The 13,018-nt window shown below is 58.6% G+C and carries 13 protein-coding genes; 10 read left to right on the forward strand and 3 right to left on the reverse strand.

Going from position 1 to position 13,018, the window contains the following annotated elements:
* From CTR53_RS09510 to CTR53_RS09520, 3 genes are all read right to left on the reverse strand, one after another.
* Nucleotides 1-221 (reverse strand): LysR family transcriptional regulator (locus CTR53_RS09510; RefSeq protein ID WP_290811989.1); only part of this gene is annotated, 221 nt, incomplete at its 3' end.
* 200 nt (nucleotides 222-421) lie between these two features.
* A complete protein-coding gene (locus CTR53_RS09515; RefSeq protein ID WP_290811992.1) occupies nucleotides 422-1,366 on the reverse strand; it encodes a glyoxylate/hydroxypyruvate reductase A in 945 nt (314 codons plus the stop codon).
* A 20-nt stretch (nucleotides 1,367-1,386) separates the two neighbouring features.
* A complete protein-coding gene (locus CTR53_RS09520; protein WP_290811994.1) occupies nucleotides 1,387-1,806 on the reverse strand; it encodes a VOC family protein in 420 nt (139 codons plus the stop codon).
* 272 nt (nucleotides 1,807-2,078) lie between these two features.
* On the opposite strand from CTR53_RS09520, the gene CTR53_RS09525 reads away from it, so the two are divergent.
* The 10 genes from CTR53_RS09525 (at nucleotide 2,079) to CTR53_RS09570 (ending at nucleotide 12,989) form a co-directional block, all read left to right on the forward strand.
* The gene (locus CTR53_RS09525; RefSeq protein WP_290811996.1) at nucleotides 2,079-2,945 is read left to right on the forward strand and encodes an aspartate dehydrogenase; all 867 of its coding nucleotides are present in this window, start codon (nucleotides 2,079-2,081) and stop codon (nucleotides 2,943-2,945) included.
* A gap of 137 nt (nucleotides 2,946-3,082) precedes the next feature.
* Nucleotides 3,083-3,883 carry an ABC transporter ATP-binding protein gene (locus CTR53_RS09530; RefSeq protein WP_290811998.1) on the forward strand — a complete coding sequence of 267 codons (801 nt, stop codon included), beginning with the start codon at nucleotides 3,083-3,085 and terminating at the stop codon, nucleotides 3,881-3,883.
* On the forward strand, nucleotides 3,883-4,713 hold the full coding sequence (locus CTR53_RS09535; RefSeq protein ID WP_290812000.1) for an ABC transporter permease: 831 nt from the start codon (nucleotides 3,883-3,885) through the stop codon (nucleotides 4,711-4,713). Before CTR53_RS09530 ends, CTR53_RS09535 begins: the two co-directional genes overlap by 1 nt.
* A 71-nt stretch (nucleotides 4,714-4,784) precedes the next feature.
* Nucleotides 4,785-5,954 carry an ABC transporter substrate-binding protein gene (locus CTR53_RS09540; RefSeq protein WP_290812003.1) on the forward strand — a complete coding sequence of 390 codons (1,170 nt, stop codon included), beginning with the start codon at nucleotides 4,785-4,787 and terminating at the stop codon, nucleotides 5,952-5,954.
* A gap of 184 nt (nucleotides 5,955-6,138) precedes the next feature.
* Entirely contained in the window at nucleotides 6,139-7,347 is a 1,209-nt protein-coding gene (locus tag CTR53_RS09545; RefSeq protein WP_290812005.1) for a pyridoxal phosphate-dependent aminotransferase, read from the forward strand.
* Nucleotides 7,348-8,149: 802 nt separating this feature from the next.
* Nucleotides 8,150-8,977 carry an IclR family transcriptional regulator gene (locus tag CTR53_RS09550; RefSeq protein WP_290812007.1) on the forward strand — a complete coding sequence of 276 codons (828 nt, stop codon included), beginning with the start codon at nucleotides 8,150-8,152 and terminating at the stop codon, nucleotides 8,975-8,977.
* Nucleotides 8,977-10,230, forward strand: a complete 1,254-nt coding sequence (locus CTR53_RS09555) for a Xaa-Pro peptidase family protein (RefSeq protein WP_290812009.1) — start codon at nucleotides 8,977-8,979, stop codon at nucleotides 10,228-10,230. Before CTR53_RS09550 ends, CTR53_RS09555 begins: the two co-directional genes overlap by 1 nt.
* Before the next feature lie 6 nt (nucleotides 10,231-10,236).
* Nucleotides 10,237-11,082: an ABC transporter permease gene (locus tag CTR53_RS09560; protein WP_290812011.1), complete on the forward strand. Its 846-nt coding sequence runs from the start codon at nucleotides 10,237-10,239 to the stop codon at nucleotides 11,080-11,082.
* A complete protein-coding gene (locus tag CTR53_RS09565) occupies nucleotides 11,082-11,870 on the forward strand; it encodes an ABC transporter permease (RefSeq protein ID WP_290812014.1) in 789 nt (262 codons plus the stop codon). The genes CTR53_RS09560 and CTR53_RS09565 overlap by 1 nt, the downstream gene beginning before the upstream one ends.
* A 24-nt stretch (nucleotides 11,871-11,894) precedes the next feature.
* Nucleotides 11,895-12,989: an extracellular solute-binding protein gene (locus CTR53_RS09570; RefSeq protein ID WP_290812016.1), complete on the forward strand. Its 1,095-nt coding sequence runs from the start codon at nucleotides 11,895-11,897 to the stop codon at nucleotides 12,987-12,989.
* Nucleotides 12,990-13,018 lie beyond the last annotated feature (29 nt).

Consider the following 13,018-nt stretch of genomic DNA (forward strand, 5'->3'; position numbering starts at 1 on the left):
CGAGCGACTGGGAGATATTCCTTGCCCTGCGGCGTCAATTCGATGGCACGGATCAGCCGATTGAAAAGCGGCACTCCCAGATAGACTTCGAGCGCCTTCACCTGCCGGCTTATGGCGCTCTGGGTCACGCATAACTCTTCCGCCGCCTTGCTGAAACTCAGGAGGCGTGCGGCGGATTCGAAAGCGCGCAATGCGTTTAAATTAGGCAAGCGACGAGACATTACGCTCCCGGACTCCTGCGAGTCCCTCATTGTGACCGCCCGATTTCGGCCCAACGAAATTGGAGCAAAATCTATGCCTAACTTTATGCTCAATATCGATGCCCGCAAAGGCAAATTACGGTTTAATGAAATGCGCCATGCCCGTGTAACCTAGAGGTAGTCGGAACGATTGCATGGGCAACCCTTGTGGAAGGGATGCACTAATAGCCTGTACTTTTATCGACGACATTCAGCATGAGTTGCCCTGAAAGATGGCGACGGATGTTGTCGGCGACCACCAAGGCAGCCGTTTTTGGCTGAGTCAGGGCCGAGGCATGCGGAACGACAGTTATCTTTTCATGCTTCCAGATCGGATTGGCGGCAGGCAGCGGCTCTTCCTTGAACACATCGAGCGTTGCGCCCGCCAGATGTCCGCTGTCGATGGCAGCAATGAGGTCGTCCTCAACCAGATGTCCTCCGCGCGCAACATTGATCACACTGCTGCCGGGCCGCATCATTCTGAAAGCTCTTGCGTTCAGGATGTCGCGTGTGTCGTCTGTGAGTGGAAGCAAGCAGACGACAATATCGCTGCTTTTGAGAAAATCATCGAACGCGGCAGTGCCGGAAAAGCAGCGAATTCCGGGTATATCCTTACTCGACCGGGCCCAGCCGTTGACGGGGAATTTCAGCGCCTGCAGGGCGCGCGCGCAGCTGCCGCCCAGCTGGCCAAGGCCCATGATGCCGACCGGGCGATCCTGGGCAAGCGGTGGAATGAGCGGCAGCCAGTCGCTGCGCTGTTGCTGCCGGCGATATTCGGGCATGCGCCGGTGGTGGCAGAGAACTTCCATGACCACGAACTCGACCATTCCGTCAACCAGGGACGGGTCGACCATGCGCACGAGCGGAATGTCGGGCGGCAGCGCTGAATCTTCCAGGAACCGATCGATGCCGGCGCCCATCGAGAAAATGGCGCGCAGCGCCGGAAACTGCGGGAAAAATCCGTGCGGGCAGCGCCAGGAAAGCACGTAGTCGATCTCTGAAAGATCGCCGGCGTCGGGCCACAGCCGGATTTCAAGTTCGGGAACCTGGCTCTGGATGCCCTGCTGCCAGGGTGTCGGATCGACGCCGAAGCAGGCAAATAGCAGGACGGGACGTCCGGATTTCATTGAATGGCCTCTAGATGGACTTAGGACAGGAAAATCGTTGATTCGTCCGAAAAGGCCTTCAATTCGAGTGCATTGCCAGAGGGATCGAGGAACAGGCAACTGGCCTGCTCGCCGATCTGACCTTTGAATCGAACCTGCGGCTCGATCACGAATTCAACATTGGCCGCTTTCAGCCTGACGGTCAGGGCTTCCCAGTCTTCCGGCGTCAGGATCACCCCGAAATGACGAAGCGGAATGCCTTCACCGTCGACTTCACTTTGCGTTTGGTCGGCCGGTGTCTCGCTCACATGGGCAACGATCTGGTGGCCGAAAAAGTCGAAGTCCACCCAGTGTTCACCGGAGCGGCCTTCGTTGCAGCCCATGATGTCGGCGTAGAACCGGCGCGCCTCGTCGATATCCCGGACGGGAAAAGCCAGATGAAACCGCGGGATATTCGGCATGCTCAGTCCTTGCGGGCGTGTTTCCGCCAGTCACTCGATGGGCCGGACTATCTCCCAGGCACCCGTTTGTAGACAAAGGACATTTTGGCCAGATGCATGCCATTAGGTCATGCTGATGAGTCCGCTGAATGCCAGGCATGAGCCACGCGCATGTACAGCAGACAAAAACTGTCTTGTTGGGCAGCTGCCCCTCAGCATAGCAATTCATGATCCGGCACTGGCGAATATCGCCACGCGGGATGGGGCAGAGATTTCCGCAAAGTGAGATTCGCGTGAACAAAATTGCGCTGGACATGACGACTTCCACGGCCCTCGAGGCGAATGCGACCCCACCTCTCCGGGTCGGGATCGCGGGCCTGGGCGCCATCGGTGCCACATTGGCCGAGAAACTCGCCGGCGGCGCAGTGCGCGGCGCGGTGCTGAGCGGCGTCGCGGTCCGGAATACGGAGAAGGCAGCCGAGATCCTCAAACAGATCAATAGCAAGGCTCAAATCTGCTTGTCCTTCTCGCAGTTGGCCGACTGCGCAGACATCGTCGTCGAATGCGCGCCGTCGGCGCTGCTCGCCGACATCACGCGGCCGGCATTAAAAGCCGGCAAGAAAGTACTCGTCTACAGCGTGGGCGCCCTGATCTCGAACTGGGATCTGGTCGAATTCGCCCGGCAGCATAAAGGCCAGATCATCGTTCCCTCGGGCGCGCTGCTCGGTCTCGATGCGGTTGCCGCCGCTGCCGAAGGCACAATCCACGAGGTGCGCATGATCACCAGAAAGCCGGTACGCGGCCTGCTTGGCGCCCCGTATCTGACGCAGAATAACATCGACATCAGTAATCTCAAGGAAGCGACCAAGATCTTCGACGGTACCGCCCGCGAGGCGGCCGTCGGCTTCCCCGCAAACCTAAATGTCGCTGTGGCGCTCTCCCTTGCAGGCGTCGGCCCCGACCTGACCAAGTTGGAAATCTGGGCGGACCCGAACCTGACCCGCAATACGCACCGGATTGTCGTCAACTCGGACTCAGCACTTCTCCAGATGGAGATCCAGAATATTCCGAGCGAAAACCCGAAGACCGGCAGGATTACGGCACTCAGTGGACTTTCGATGCTGCGCAAGCTCAGCGAGCCCCTGAGTGTCGGCGGCTGAACGGTTGGGAAACGCGACCAGAAAATATCCAGCAGCGGGAACAGGGACGACCGGTTATGGGACTAACGACAGCAAGACCCTTGCCCGACATGCAGTTCGGCGACAGTCGACGGGATGCACCGATGCAGCCTGATGCCATGCGCGCGCTTAGCATCCAGGGCCTGCAGAAATCCTTCGTGACTCAGCGACGCCAGGTCGTGCGGGCGATCTCGGACTTCAGTCTCGAAGTCAACGTGAGCGAAGTGATCGCCGTGCTGGGGCCCAGCGGCTGCGGTAAGAGCAGCCTGCTCCGTATTCTGGCCGGACTGGACAGTGTCTATTCCGGCACCATCGACTGGCCCCTGCGCAAAAGCAGCGATGCCAAGGCATCTGGCCTGCAGAGCGCGACGGTCTTCCAGTCCGACTCCACCTTCCCGTGGATGAATGTCCGCCAGAACGTCATCTTCGGCATGACAAGCCTGAAGATCGACCGCGACGCAGCGGCCCAGCGGGCGGACTATTACCTCAAGCTCGTCGGCCTGGAAAAATTCCACCTTTCCTATCCGCATGAGCTGTCCGGCGGCATGCGGCAGCGGGTATGCATCGCGCGCGCGCTGGCGACCGAGCCCAAGCTGCTCCTGATGGACGAGCCGCTGGCCGCGCTCGATGCCCAGACCCGCGTGGTGATCCAGCAGGAACTGCTGCGGATTTGGCTGCAGACGAAATCCACCGTGATCTACATCACCCACGACCTGGGCGAGGCGCTCACCCTGGCCGACCGCGTGGTGTTGATGACGGCCCGGCCCGGCCGGATCAAGACCATCCGGAATATTCCGTTCGGCCGTAACCGGGATGCCTATGAGCTGCGCGGCACGCCCGAATTCGGCGAACTCGAAGTCGACCTCTGGCGCCTGCTGGCCGAGGAAGTCGGGCAGTCCCTGGTGATGGAGTCACGCTGATGAGAGATGCAACGCAGGTCGAAAGCAGCGTCATCCTCGAATACGACGCGCGTGTGCGGCGCCGGCGCTTGTCCCAGATCACTCTTGGCCTGGGCTTTCCGCTGCTGTTGCTGCTGATGTGGGAGTTCGCGGCGCGGTTCGCCCTCATCGACTACCGCTTCTTCCCCGCACCCTCCACCGTCGTCACGACGATGGCGCACCTGCTGTCGACCGCTTCGGAGCGCAACCAGCTCCTGGTCGATACCTGGGCCACCTTCCGGCGCCTCGCGCTGGGTTATGTTATCGGCTCGACGCTCGGTATCGGCATCGGCATGGCCATGGGATTGTCGGCGCGCGTTCGCTATGCGCTGGGTCCGCTGATCAACATCACCTATCCGACGCCGAAGCTGGCGCTGTTCCCGCTTCTGATTGTGCTGCTGGGTCTCGACGATGCCAGCAAGGTGGCGCTCGTTCTACTGGGTGTCTTCTACACCACCTGCATCAGCACCCTGAACGGCATCGTCTACAGCCATCCGCTGCATCGCGACGTCGCCAAGGCTTATCAGATCCCCGAGGTGGCGTTCTGGTTCCGCGTCGCCATTCCGGCGGCGCTGCCCTCGGTGGTCAACGGCCTGAAGCTCGGTCTTGGCCAGGCGCTGATCCTTGTCGTGGCCGTCGAGATGGTTGGTGCCGAACAGGGCATCGGTTTCTTCATCTGGCATTCCTGGGAAATCTTCGACGTTTCGAGGATGTTCCTCGGCATCCTGGTTGCACTGATGCTTGGCGGCGGCGCGATGATGTTCGGCCAATTCCTGGAGCGCAAGCTGACACCATGGGTGCGATACGAGTAATGCGCCCAACCTGGGCACCCGGCCTGTGATGAGTTTTCGGTCGATGGGTTCCAGAAACCAGATTTGTTCGGTTGGAGCCGCCGAAGAATAGTAGTTCTCGAACATCCCAGACTTTGAGTCGGTTCGGAAATCTGATCCGGTTGCATCAAGGTTCGACGTTCTTATCCATACGAAAAACCAGCATGGAGGGGTTTATGATTGATCGGCGACAGTTTCTTGGCAGAAGTCTGACGGCAGCGAGTGCTCTGGCACTGGCCAATATTGGTAGCGTGACACTGCCGTCCATGGCGTCGGCGGCAGCCGCGCGGCCAGTTCGGTTTGGAACCGTGGGCGGCACATCGGATGCCGGCCTTTATCTCGCGAATGCGCTCGGCTTCTTCGAGGAAGTCGGCATCAAGCTCGAACTGTCGCGCCTCGGCACCTCGCCGGCGCTTGCCTCAGCAACGGCCACCGGCAATCTCGACGGCGCCGGCATTTCCGTCAATCCGGCGCTGTATGCCTCGATCGAGCAGGGCCTGCAGCTGAAAGCTGTCGGCGACAAGCAGAGCTTCTCGCCCGGCCTCTCGTCGGCCCATATCATCGTTAATAAGCGTCTGATCAAGGGCTCCAAGGCCGAAACCATTGCCGGTCTGAAGGGCAAGAAATTTGCCATCGCGTCAAAAAAGACCGGTTTCTATATGATCGTGCTTGACGTTCTCGCCAAGCACGGGCTGAAGGAAGGCGATGTCAGCTTCGTCGAGCTGGCCTACCCCAACATCACGCCGGCGCTCACCAGCGGTGCCGTCGATGCCGCGGCCCATCTCGAGCCGTACCTGTCGCAGGCCATAAAAATGGGTGTCGTCGATTCTGTGTCGGATCTCACAGAAGCGTTTCCTCCGGGCGCAACGCTGGTACCGATCGTCTTCGGCGAACGCATGGCCTCCGATACCGATCTGGGCAACGACTTCATGCTTGCCTATACCCGGGGCGTGCGCGTGTACAACGACGCCTACACCAAAGGCATCAACAAAGAAAAGACGATCACCATCATTGCGGAAGGCAGCAAGATCGACCGCGATGTCATTGAAAACAGCTTCCCGACAGCCCTGAATCCCAACCAGAACCTGGATGTCGCTTTCTTCGAGCGCATGCAGAAGTTCTTCATCGCGCAGGGCACTCTTCGCCAGCCCATCGATATGAAGCGGCTGATCGACACCAGCTTCGCGGCCAATGCGGTGAAAAAGCTCGGGCGTTACACCTGAGCGGCAGATCCTGGTTTCTGGATGGATGTAGCTAGACGCTGGCAGGTCAAGAAGCCTGATCGAATTGCTCCCAGGAACGGGTGTGCCAGCATGCCAGTCAAAAGCACGACCAGACATGTCATTGGCCGTACATGTGCCGTTTTATCTACCAGCATCCGAATGATGCCAACCCAGCGAGCAGGCTATGCTGACGATTGAGAAAAAGTTCGAGGCTCTGGCAACGGAGAACGCGCCGGGGCAGGAGGTGCGGCAGGCGGCCGGAAACATCGACAATCTCGTCAGGGGCAAGCCCCTTACCGGCACGCCGGTCGACTTTTCCCATGGCGATGTCGATGCCTTCACGCCGACCCCGGGTTCGTTCGAAGCTTTCTCCGATGCCGTCGATACTGGCGGTCGCCAGGCCTATACCGAATATCGCGGCGCGGCCGACATCCGCGCCGACCTGGCGCAGAAGCTGGCTGGCTTTACCGGTGCACCGGTCGCAGGCGACGGCATGATCCTGACCGCCGGCACGCAGGGTGCGCTGTTCCTGTCAGTGGCGGCGACTGTGACGACCGGCGACCGGGTGGCCATCGTTCAGCCGGATTATTTCGCCAACCGCAAGCTGGTGCAGTTCTTCGGCGGCGAGGTCGTTCCCGTCCAGATCGACTATATGAAGTCGGAAGATAATGCCGGGCTGAACCTCGATCAGCTTCGCGACGCCTTCGCGTCTGGCGTAAAAGTCTTTCTGTTCTCCAATCCGAATAACCCGACCGGTGCGGTCTACTCGGCGGCTGAAATTGCGGCCATTGCCAAACTGGCGGCCGAGTTCGATGTCATGGTGATTGCCGACCAGCTCTATTCCAGGCTGCGTTACAGCGGAGTGACTTATACCCATATTCGCGCCGCGGGCCTGCCGGACAATCGCGTCATCACCATTATGGGGCCTTCAAAGACCGAGTCGCTTTCGGGTTATCGCCTCGGCGTCGCCTTTGGCGCAAGTAGTGCCATCGATCGGATGGAGAAGTTGCAGGCGATCGTGACGCTACGCGCCGCCGGTTATAATCAGGCGGTCTTTAAAACGTGGTTCTCCGAACCGGTAGGCTGGATGGATCATCGCATACAGCAGCACCAAGACATTCGCGACGATCTCATCAAAGTCTTTCGTGGCGCGGGACTGCGGGTGCGCACGCCGCAAGCCGGCAGCTACCTGTTCCCCGAGCTGCGGCCGCTTGATGTCAGCTTGAACGACTTCGTCCGCCTGCTGCGGTTGCAGGCAGGCGTCACCGTGACGCCTGGTTCCGAGTTCGGGCCGCACTGGTCCAGCTTGCGGCTGAATTTTTCGCAGGATCATGCCGCCGCCGTGGCCGCCAGCAAGCGAATTGTGGAGATGGCGGGGAGATACCAGCGTTAAGGTCAACAAATTCCCATAATCAGGCTCGGGAATTGGCTTACAAAGGGATGGCAGAGAAAGATTAGAGATTGTTGGGATTATTCACTTTGGTTGATGCTTTGAGTTGAGGAGCATACTTTCCGCAGCTCTGCCGGGATTGAGCCAGTAAATTTTTTCGGATTGGCCTCCGGTGGAGGCAAAAATACCCAGCCAGTAGATTTTACGCTATCTACCGGCCAATAGAACCTCAATTCAGAGGATGACCTGTTTAGTAGGGCTGACTCAGTAGGGATTCTCAAGATGCTCCCGACCAGTAGATCTAGGTCCCTAGCCAGAAAACCTTCATGGCGATTGCCGTCTTTAACAAGATGGCTTGCTCCTAGCGGGCTAACCGGAGGCGGGAAGGACTGATAGCTGTTCTGGGCACGTAGATATGTACTGCTTTACGAACTCCGCGAGAGAGCGTCAGCGCCCACACGAACTTCCCCGCTTGTTCGGCCACTAGCTTGCCGCCATGGTTACCCACTGCCGCAAGTAAAAATGCCAGCACAAGATGTCATCGTGGGGCACTGATATTCCTACCTTAGTTCCCTGAGGCCAAGAGCGTGTAAAGGGCGTCCAATAATACAAGAGCGTCCATTTAGGCGTGCGTTACTCGCCGCAGGCGACATTGCGCCACCACTCTTAGGTTGTTCCGCATCCCCTGAGCGCACTGCACAATTTCTGAACATGAAAAAGATATTGCAGAGCGCGCTTTCTATGTTACCGTTTTTATAATCGAGACGGTGTCTCGTATATCGAGACAGCATAAATGGGGATTTGCGTGGCAAAAGGCAGTGCCAGCAATAAGAACTATGCGAAGATTCAGTCAGTCGCACGTGCGACCGAAATCCTGAAGGCGTTCATCAGTGCTGACAGCTGGGGCCCGACCGAGCTGGCGCAGCAGGTCGGTCTGCATAAAAGTGTCGTGCATCGCCTGTTGGTGACGCTGGCTGGCAGCGGCGTGCTGACGCGTAATGCCGAAAGCGGGCAATACAGTTTGGGGCCGGTGATCGCGCAGTTGCAGCCTCGCGGCGGCTTCAATGGTGCGCTTAAGCAGATGGCTCGGCCCTATCTGCAGCGCCTGGCCGCAGCCAGCGGCGAAACCGTCAGTCTTTGCGTACGGGAAGAGAGCCAAGGGCTTTGCATCGATTATGTCGATAGCCCGCAATCCATGCGCTTTACGGTCTCCACCGGGCAGACCTTCCCGCTGAATGCAGGCTGCGTCGGCAAGGTAATTCTAGCCTATCAGTCCGAAGACTTCATCGAAGAACTGATCGCGCGGAAAGCGCTCAAGCGCTACACGCCGAATACCATTACCGATCCAAAGAAGCTCCGCGCTGAATTGCTACGCATCCGAAAGCTTGGATATGCCTTCAGCGATTCGGAAATCACACCTGGTTCGCGCTCCGTCGGCGCGCCCATCCATGGCCCGGATGGTGCGGTCTTCGCAAGTCTTGCCATTTCGGCCCCGTCATTCCGCATGCCGGACAATGAACTGGACCGTTTTACCGACATGGTGCGCGGCGAGGCCGCCGGTTTGTCGCGTGAGCTGGGATATGTCCGCGAACGCGGAAAGAAAGTCAAAAAGATTGCCAAGGAGAAGGTCTGATGCTGTTCAATGAGAAGCGGGCAAACGAAATCATGGCCAAGGCCGGCATCGACGCCATCGTGGCGACGTCACCGGACAACGTGATGTATGCCACCGATTACGAATGCGTCACACACTGGATCAACAAGGGCTTCCAAGTCTATTCGATCTATACGCCAAACCATAAGCCGAAGGCCTCTCTGGTGGCGCCGAGCCTAGAACTTGAGGCGTTGGTCGACGGCACGGTTTGGGTCGAAGACATCTACATCTTCAGTCCGTTCAAGCGCGGCCCGGCGCAGGACAACGAGATGGATCGCGTCGGCAGAGAAGGCAAGGCGCTGCTGGAGCGTGCGCATACCGTCAAGCGCGCGCTGGACGGCCTCATTGCCGCCATCGAGTCGCGTGGCCTGCAGAATGGCCGTATCGCCGTCGATGAAACTGGTATGTCACCTTTTATCTTCTGGGAACTTAAGCAGCGTTTCCCCAATGCCGACATCATCGCCGGTAACGCGACCTGGTGGGAAGTCCGCATGATCAAGACGCAGGAGGAAATCCGCCGCCTGCGTGCGGCGTCGCGCATCACCGAAGAGGCGATGAACCATGCTTTCAAGTTGATCCGGCCGGGCGTCAAGGAAAGCGACGTTGTACATGCCTATCACTGCCGGCTAGCCGAACTGAAAGGCAAGCCGACCTTCATGATCTTGGGCAGCGGCAGCCGCACGTCCTATCCGCATATGCTGACATCGGACAAGGTAATCGAGAACGGCGATATCGTCCGCTACGACATCGGCTGTACCTACGACTACTACCATTCCGACACGGCGCGCGCCGTAATTCTGGGCAAGGCCACCAAGCAGCAGCAGGATCTTTGGGATGCGCTGGCCGGCGGTGTCGAGGATGCGATCGCCCTAGTCAAACCCGGAGCCGATGTGCGCGACATCTACCGCGCGGCGATGAAGCCGGGGCAGGGGTTGGGCCTGGAGAATTTCGACCGCTTCCACTGCGGCCATGGCATCGGCATCAGCGTCTACGACCCGCCGGTCGTGACCATCGCCGATCCCACCACCTCGGCCTTCTTGATGCCGTCGGTGGAAGGCGGCCTCAAACCTGGCATGTCGCTCAATATCGAGGTCGGCTACTACATGCAGGGCGTACAGGGCTTCCTGTGCGAAGACACCCTGATCGTGACCGAAACCGGCTGCGAACGGCTGACCAACAACAGTAAGTCTCTGGTCTATGACGAGTTCATGGCCAAAGCGGCGGCGATGGCCTGACCGACAATGCGCGCCAGGGTCTCCACATATCTGGCTTTCTTCGCCGCGCCAAAGCTGTGGCTGCTCGTCTTTTTCATCCTCCCGATGATGGCGATGCTGCTCTACAGCTTCTGGCGGGTGATCGACTATCAGATCGTGGCCGACTTCACGCTGCGCAACTATCAGAAGATCGGAGGTTCGCTTTATGTCGGAGTCTTCCTCTCCACCATCAAGCTATCGATCTATGTGACTGTGCTGTCGCTGCTGATCGGCTACCCGGTCGCCTACTTCCTGGCCCGCAAGGTGCGTCGCTTCAAGATGACGCTGCTGCTGCTGGTCATCCTGCCGCTTTGGACCAGCTATCTGGTCCGTACCTATGCCTGGATGCTGATCCTGGGCACGCAGGGCGTCGTCAACCAGGCGCTGATGGGGCTTGGATTGATCACTCAGCCGCAGACCTGGCTGCTGTATTCGGATTTCGCTGTCACCATCGCACTGGTCCACATCTACATGCCTTACCTAATCCTGCCGCTTTATGCCGTGCTGGAAAAGATCGATCCCAGCCTCCTCGAAGCGGCCTGGGATCTGGGCGGCGGCCGCATCCGCACCTTCCTGTCGGTGATCCTGCCGCTCAGCCTGCCAGGTATCGCGAGCGGTTGCCTGTTCGTGTTCATCCCGTCGATGGGTGCATTTGTCACGCCGGAACTGCTCGGCGGTACGCGCAGCATCATGATCGGCAGCATCATTGCCCAGCAGTTCGGCGTGGCATTTGAATATCCCTTCGGGTCTGCGCTGGCACTTGTCCTGATGGGTATCATCTTTGCTACGGCAGCGATCTGCCTGCGCTACGGGAAGCCGCGGGGGGCTGTCTGATGCGGCGGGACAACGTCAAGATCGTGCTCGGCATCTGGACTGGTCTGGTCTTGCTGTTCCTATTCGCGCCGCTGATCATCGTGGCGATCTTTTCGTTTAATACCTCGACGATCAGCCGTTTCCCGCTGAGCGGTTATACGCTGTCCTGGTACGCTAAACTGTTCGGCGATGGGATGTTGCGCGAGGCGCTGTGGAACAGCCTGATCATCGCTTTCGCCACTGTCGTGGTTTCCTGCAGTCTGGGAATCCTGGCCGCGGTGGGCATCCATCGTCATGGCGGCCGTTTTACCAGCGGCTTGCGCGCCTTCAGTCTGACGCCAATGATGGTGCCGCGCTTGGTGATCGGCATTGCTCTACTGACTTTCTACAATCTGATCCAGATTGACTTATCGCTGTTCACAGTAATTGCCGGGCATATCGTGATGACGATGCCCTATGTGATTCTGATCGCGTTGGCGCGGCTGGTGGGTTTCGAGAAAACCCTGGAAGAGGCGGCCTGGGACCTTGGCGCTAGCACCTTCACCATCTTCCGGGAGATTATGGTGCCGTTTCTGAAACCGGCAATCATCGCCGCCGGTCTTATGTCCTTCACGTTGTCTTTCGATGAGGTGGTGGTGACTTTCTTCACCACCGGCCGCGAGAACACGCTGCCGATGATGATCTGGTCGAAGCTGCGTTTCGGCATCACACCAGAAGTGAACGCCATTGCCACAATTACCGTACTCATTAGCGGCCTGTTTGCCGTGATAGCCGAACTGACCCTGCGTAGGGCCCAGGAGAAACCGTAACGATATTCAACAAGGAGGGGTGATATGGAACGCGAGTCAATCAATCTGCTTCTGCCGCGCGGTATTTCGCGGCGTAAAGTGATGCAACTCATGGGTGTTAGCGGTCTGGCGGCGGCAATGCCGGCCAGCCTGCGATCCGCCATGGCACAGGACAAGTCGTTGTCCTACTTCACCTGGTCATCTTGGGGTGAAGAACCCTTCGTGGTTAAGGCGAAGCAGAAGCTGAGCGTCGAACTTAAGCCTACCTTCTATAGCAGCTCCGACGAAATGATGGCTAAGCTGCGCGGTGGTGGCACCAAGATCTATGACATGATCGTACCGGTGCAGAATTATATCGGGCCGGCTGCCAAAGCCGGTCTGATCGAGCCCCTGAACCCGGCCTCACTGCCCAATACCAAAGATATATTCGAGCAGTTTGCGACCTCACCGCAGTGGCGCGTTGATGGCAAGCTCTATGGCATTCCCTTTGTCTGGGGCGCCAATGCCATGGCTTTCAACCGCAAGGAAACTGGCGAGCTAGACTCGCTCGGCGCACTGTTCGACCCGAAATACAAAGGCCGCATCGCCATGCGTGATGAGCCGGAAGACACTCTGGCAGTAGCCGCCCTGCAACTAGGCATCAAGAAACCCTACTCCATGGAGGAAAAGGAGCTTCAGGAAGTCAAGAAGCTGCTGATTTCGCAAAAGCCGCTAGTGCGTGCCTACTGGAAAAATGTCGCCGACGTCCAGAACATGCTGGCGTCGGGCGAAGTGGTCGTGGCCTGGGCCTTCCTGGCTATCATCGCGCCGTTGCTGAAGGCCGGTGTTGATGCCGGCTGGGTCTGGCCGAAGGAAGGCGCCGTCGGTTGGAGCGAAGCGATCACGCCGGTGAAGGGTACCGGCAAAATCAAGCTAGTCGAGGAATATGCCAATTTCACGTTGAGCCCAGAATACGGTGAGTTTATGGCGCGCACCACGCGCTATGCGCCGGCTTCGAAGGTGGCGATTTCCCGTCTTGAGTCGCAGCTTGTGAAGGATCTTGGCATCGACATCAATAATGTCGGACGCCTCGTGTTCAAGGACATTCCGAAGGACAAGTCCCGCTGGAATGAAATCTGGAACGAGGTCAAGGCAGCTTGATGCTGCACTACCGGGGATCGAGCAGAGTG

This window comes from Ferrovibrio sp., from assembly GCF_002796975.1.
Taxonomy (GTDB): Bacteria; Pseudomonadota; Alphaproteobacteria; order Ferrovibrionales; family Ferrovibrionaceae; genus Ferrovibrio.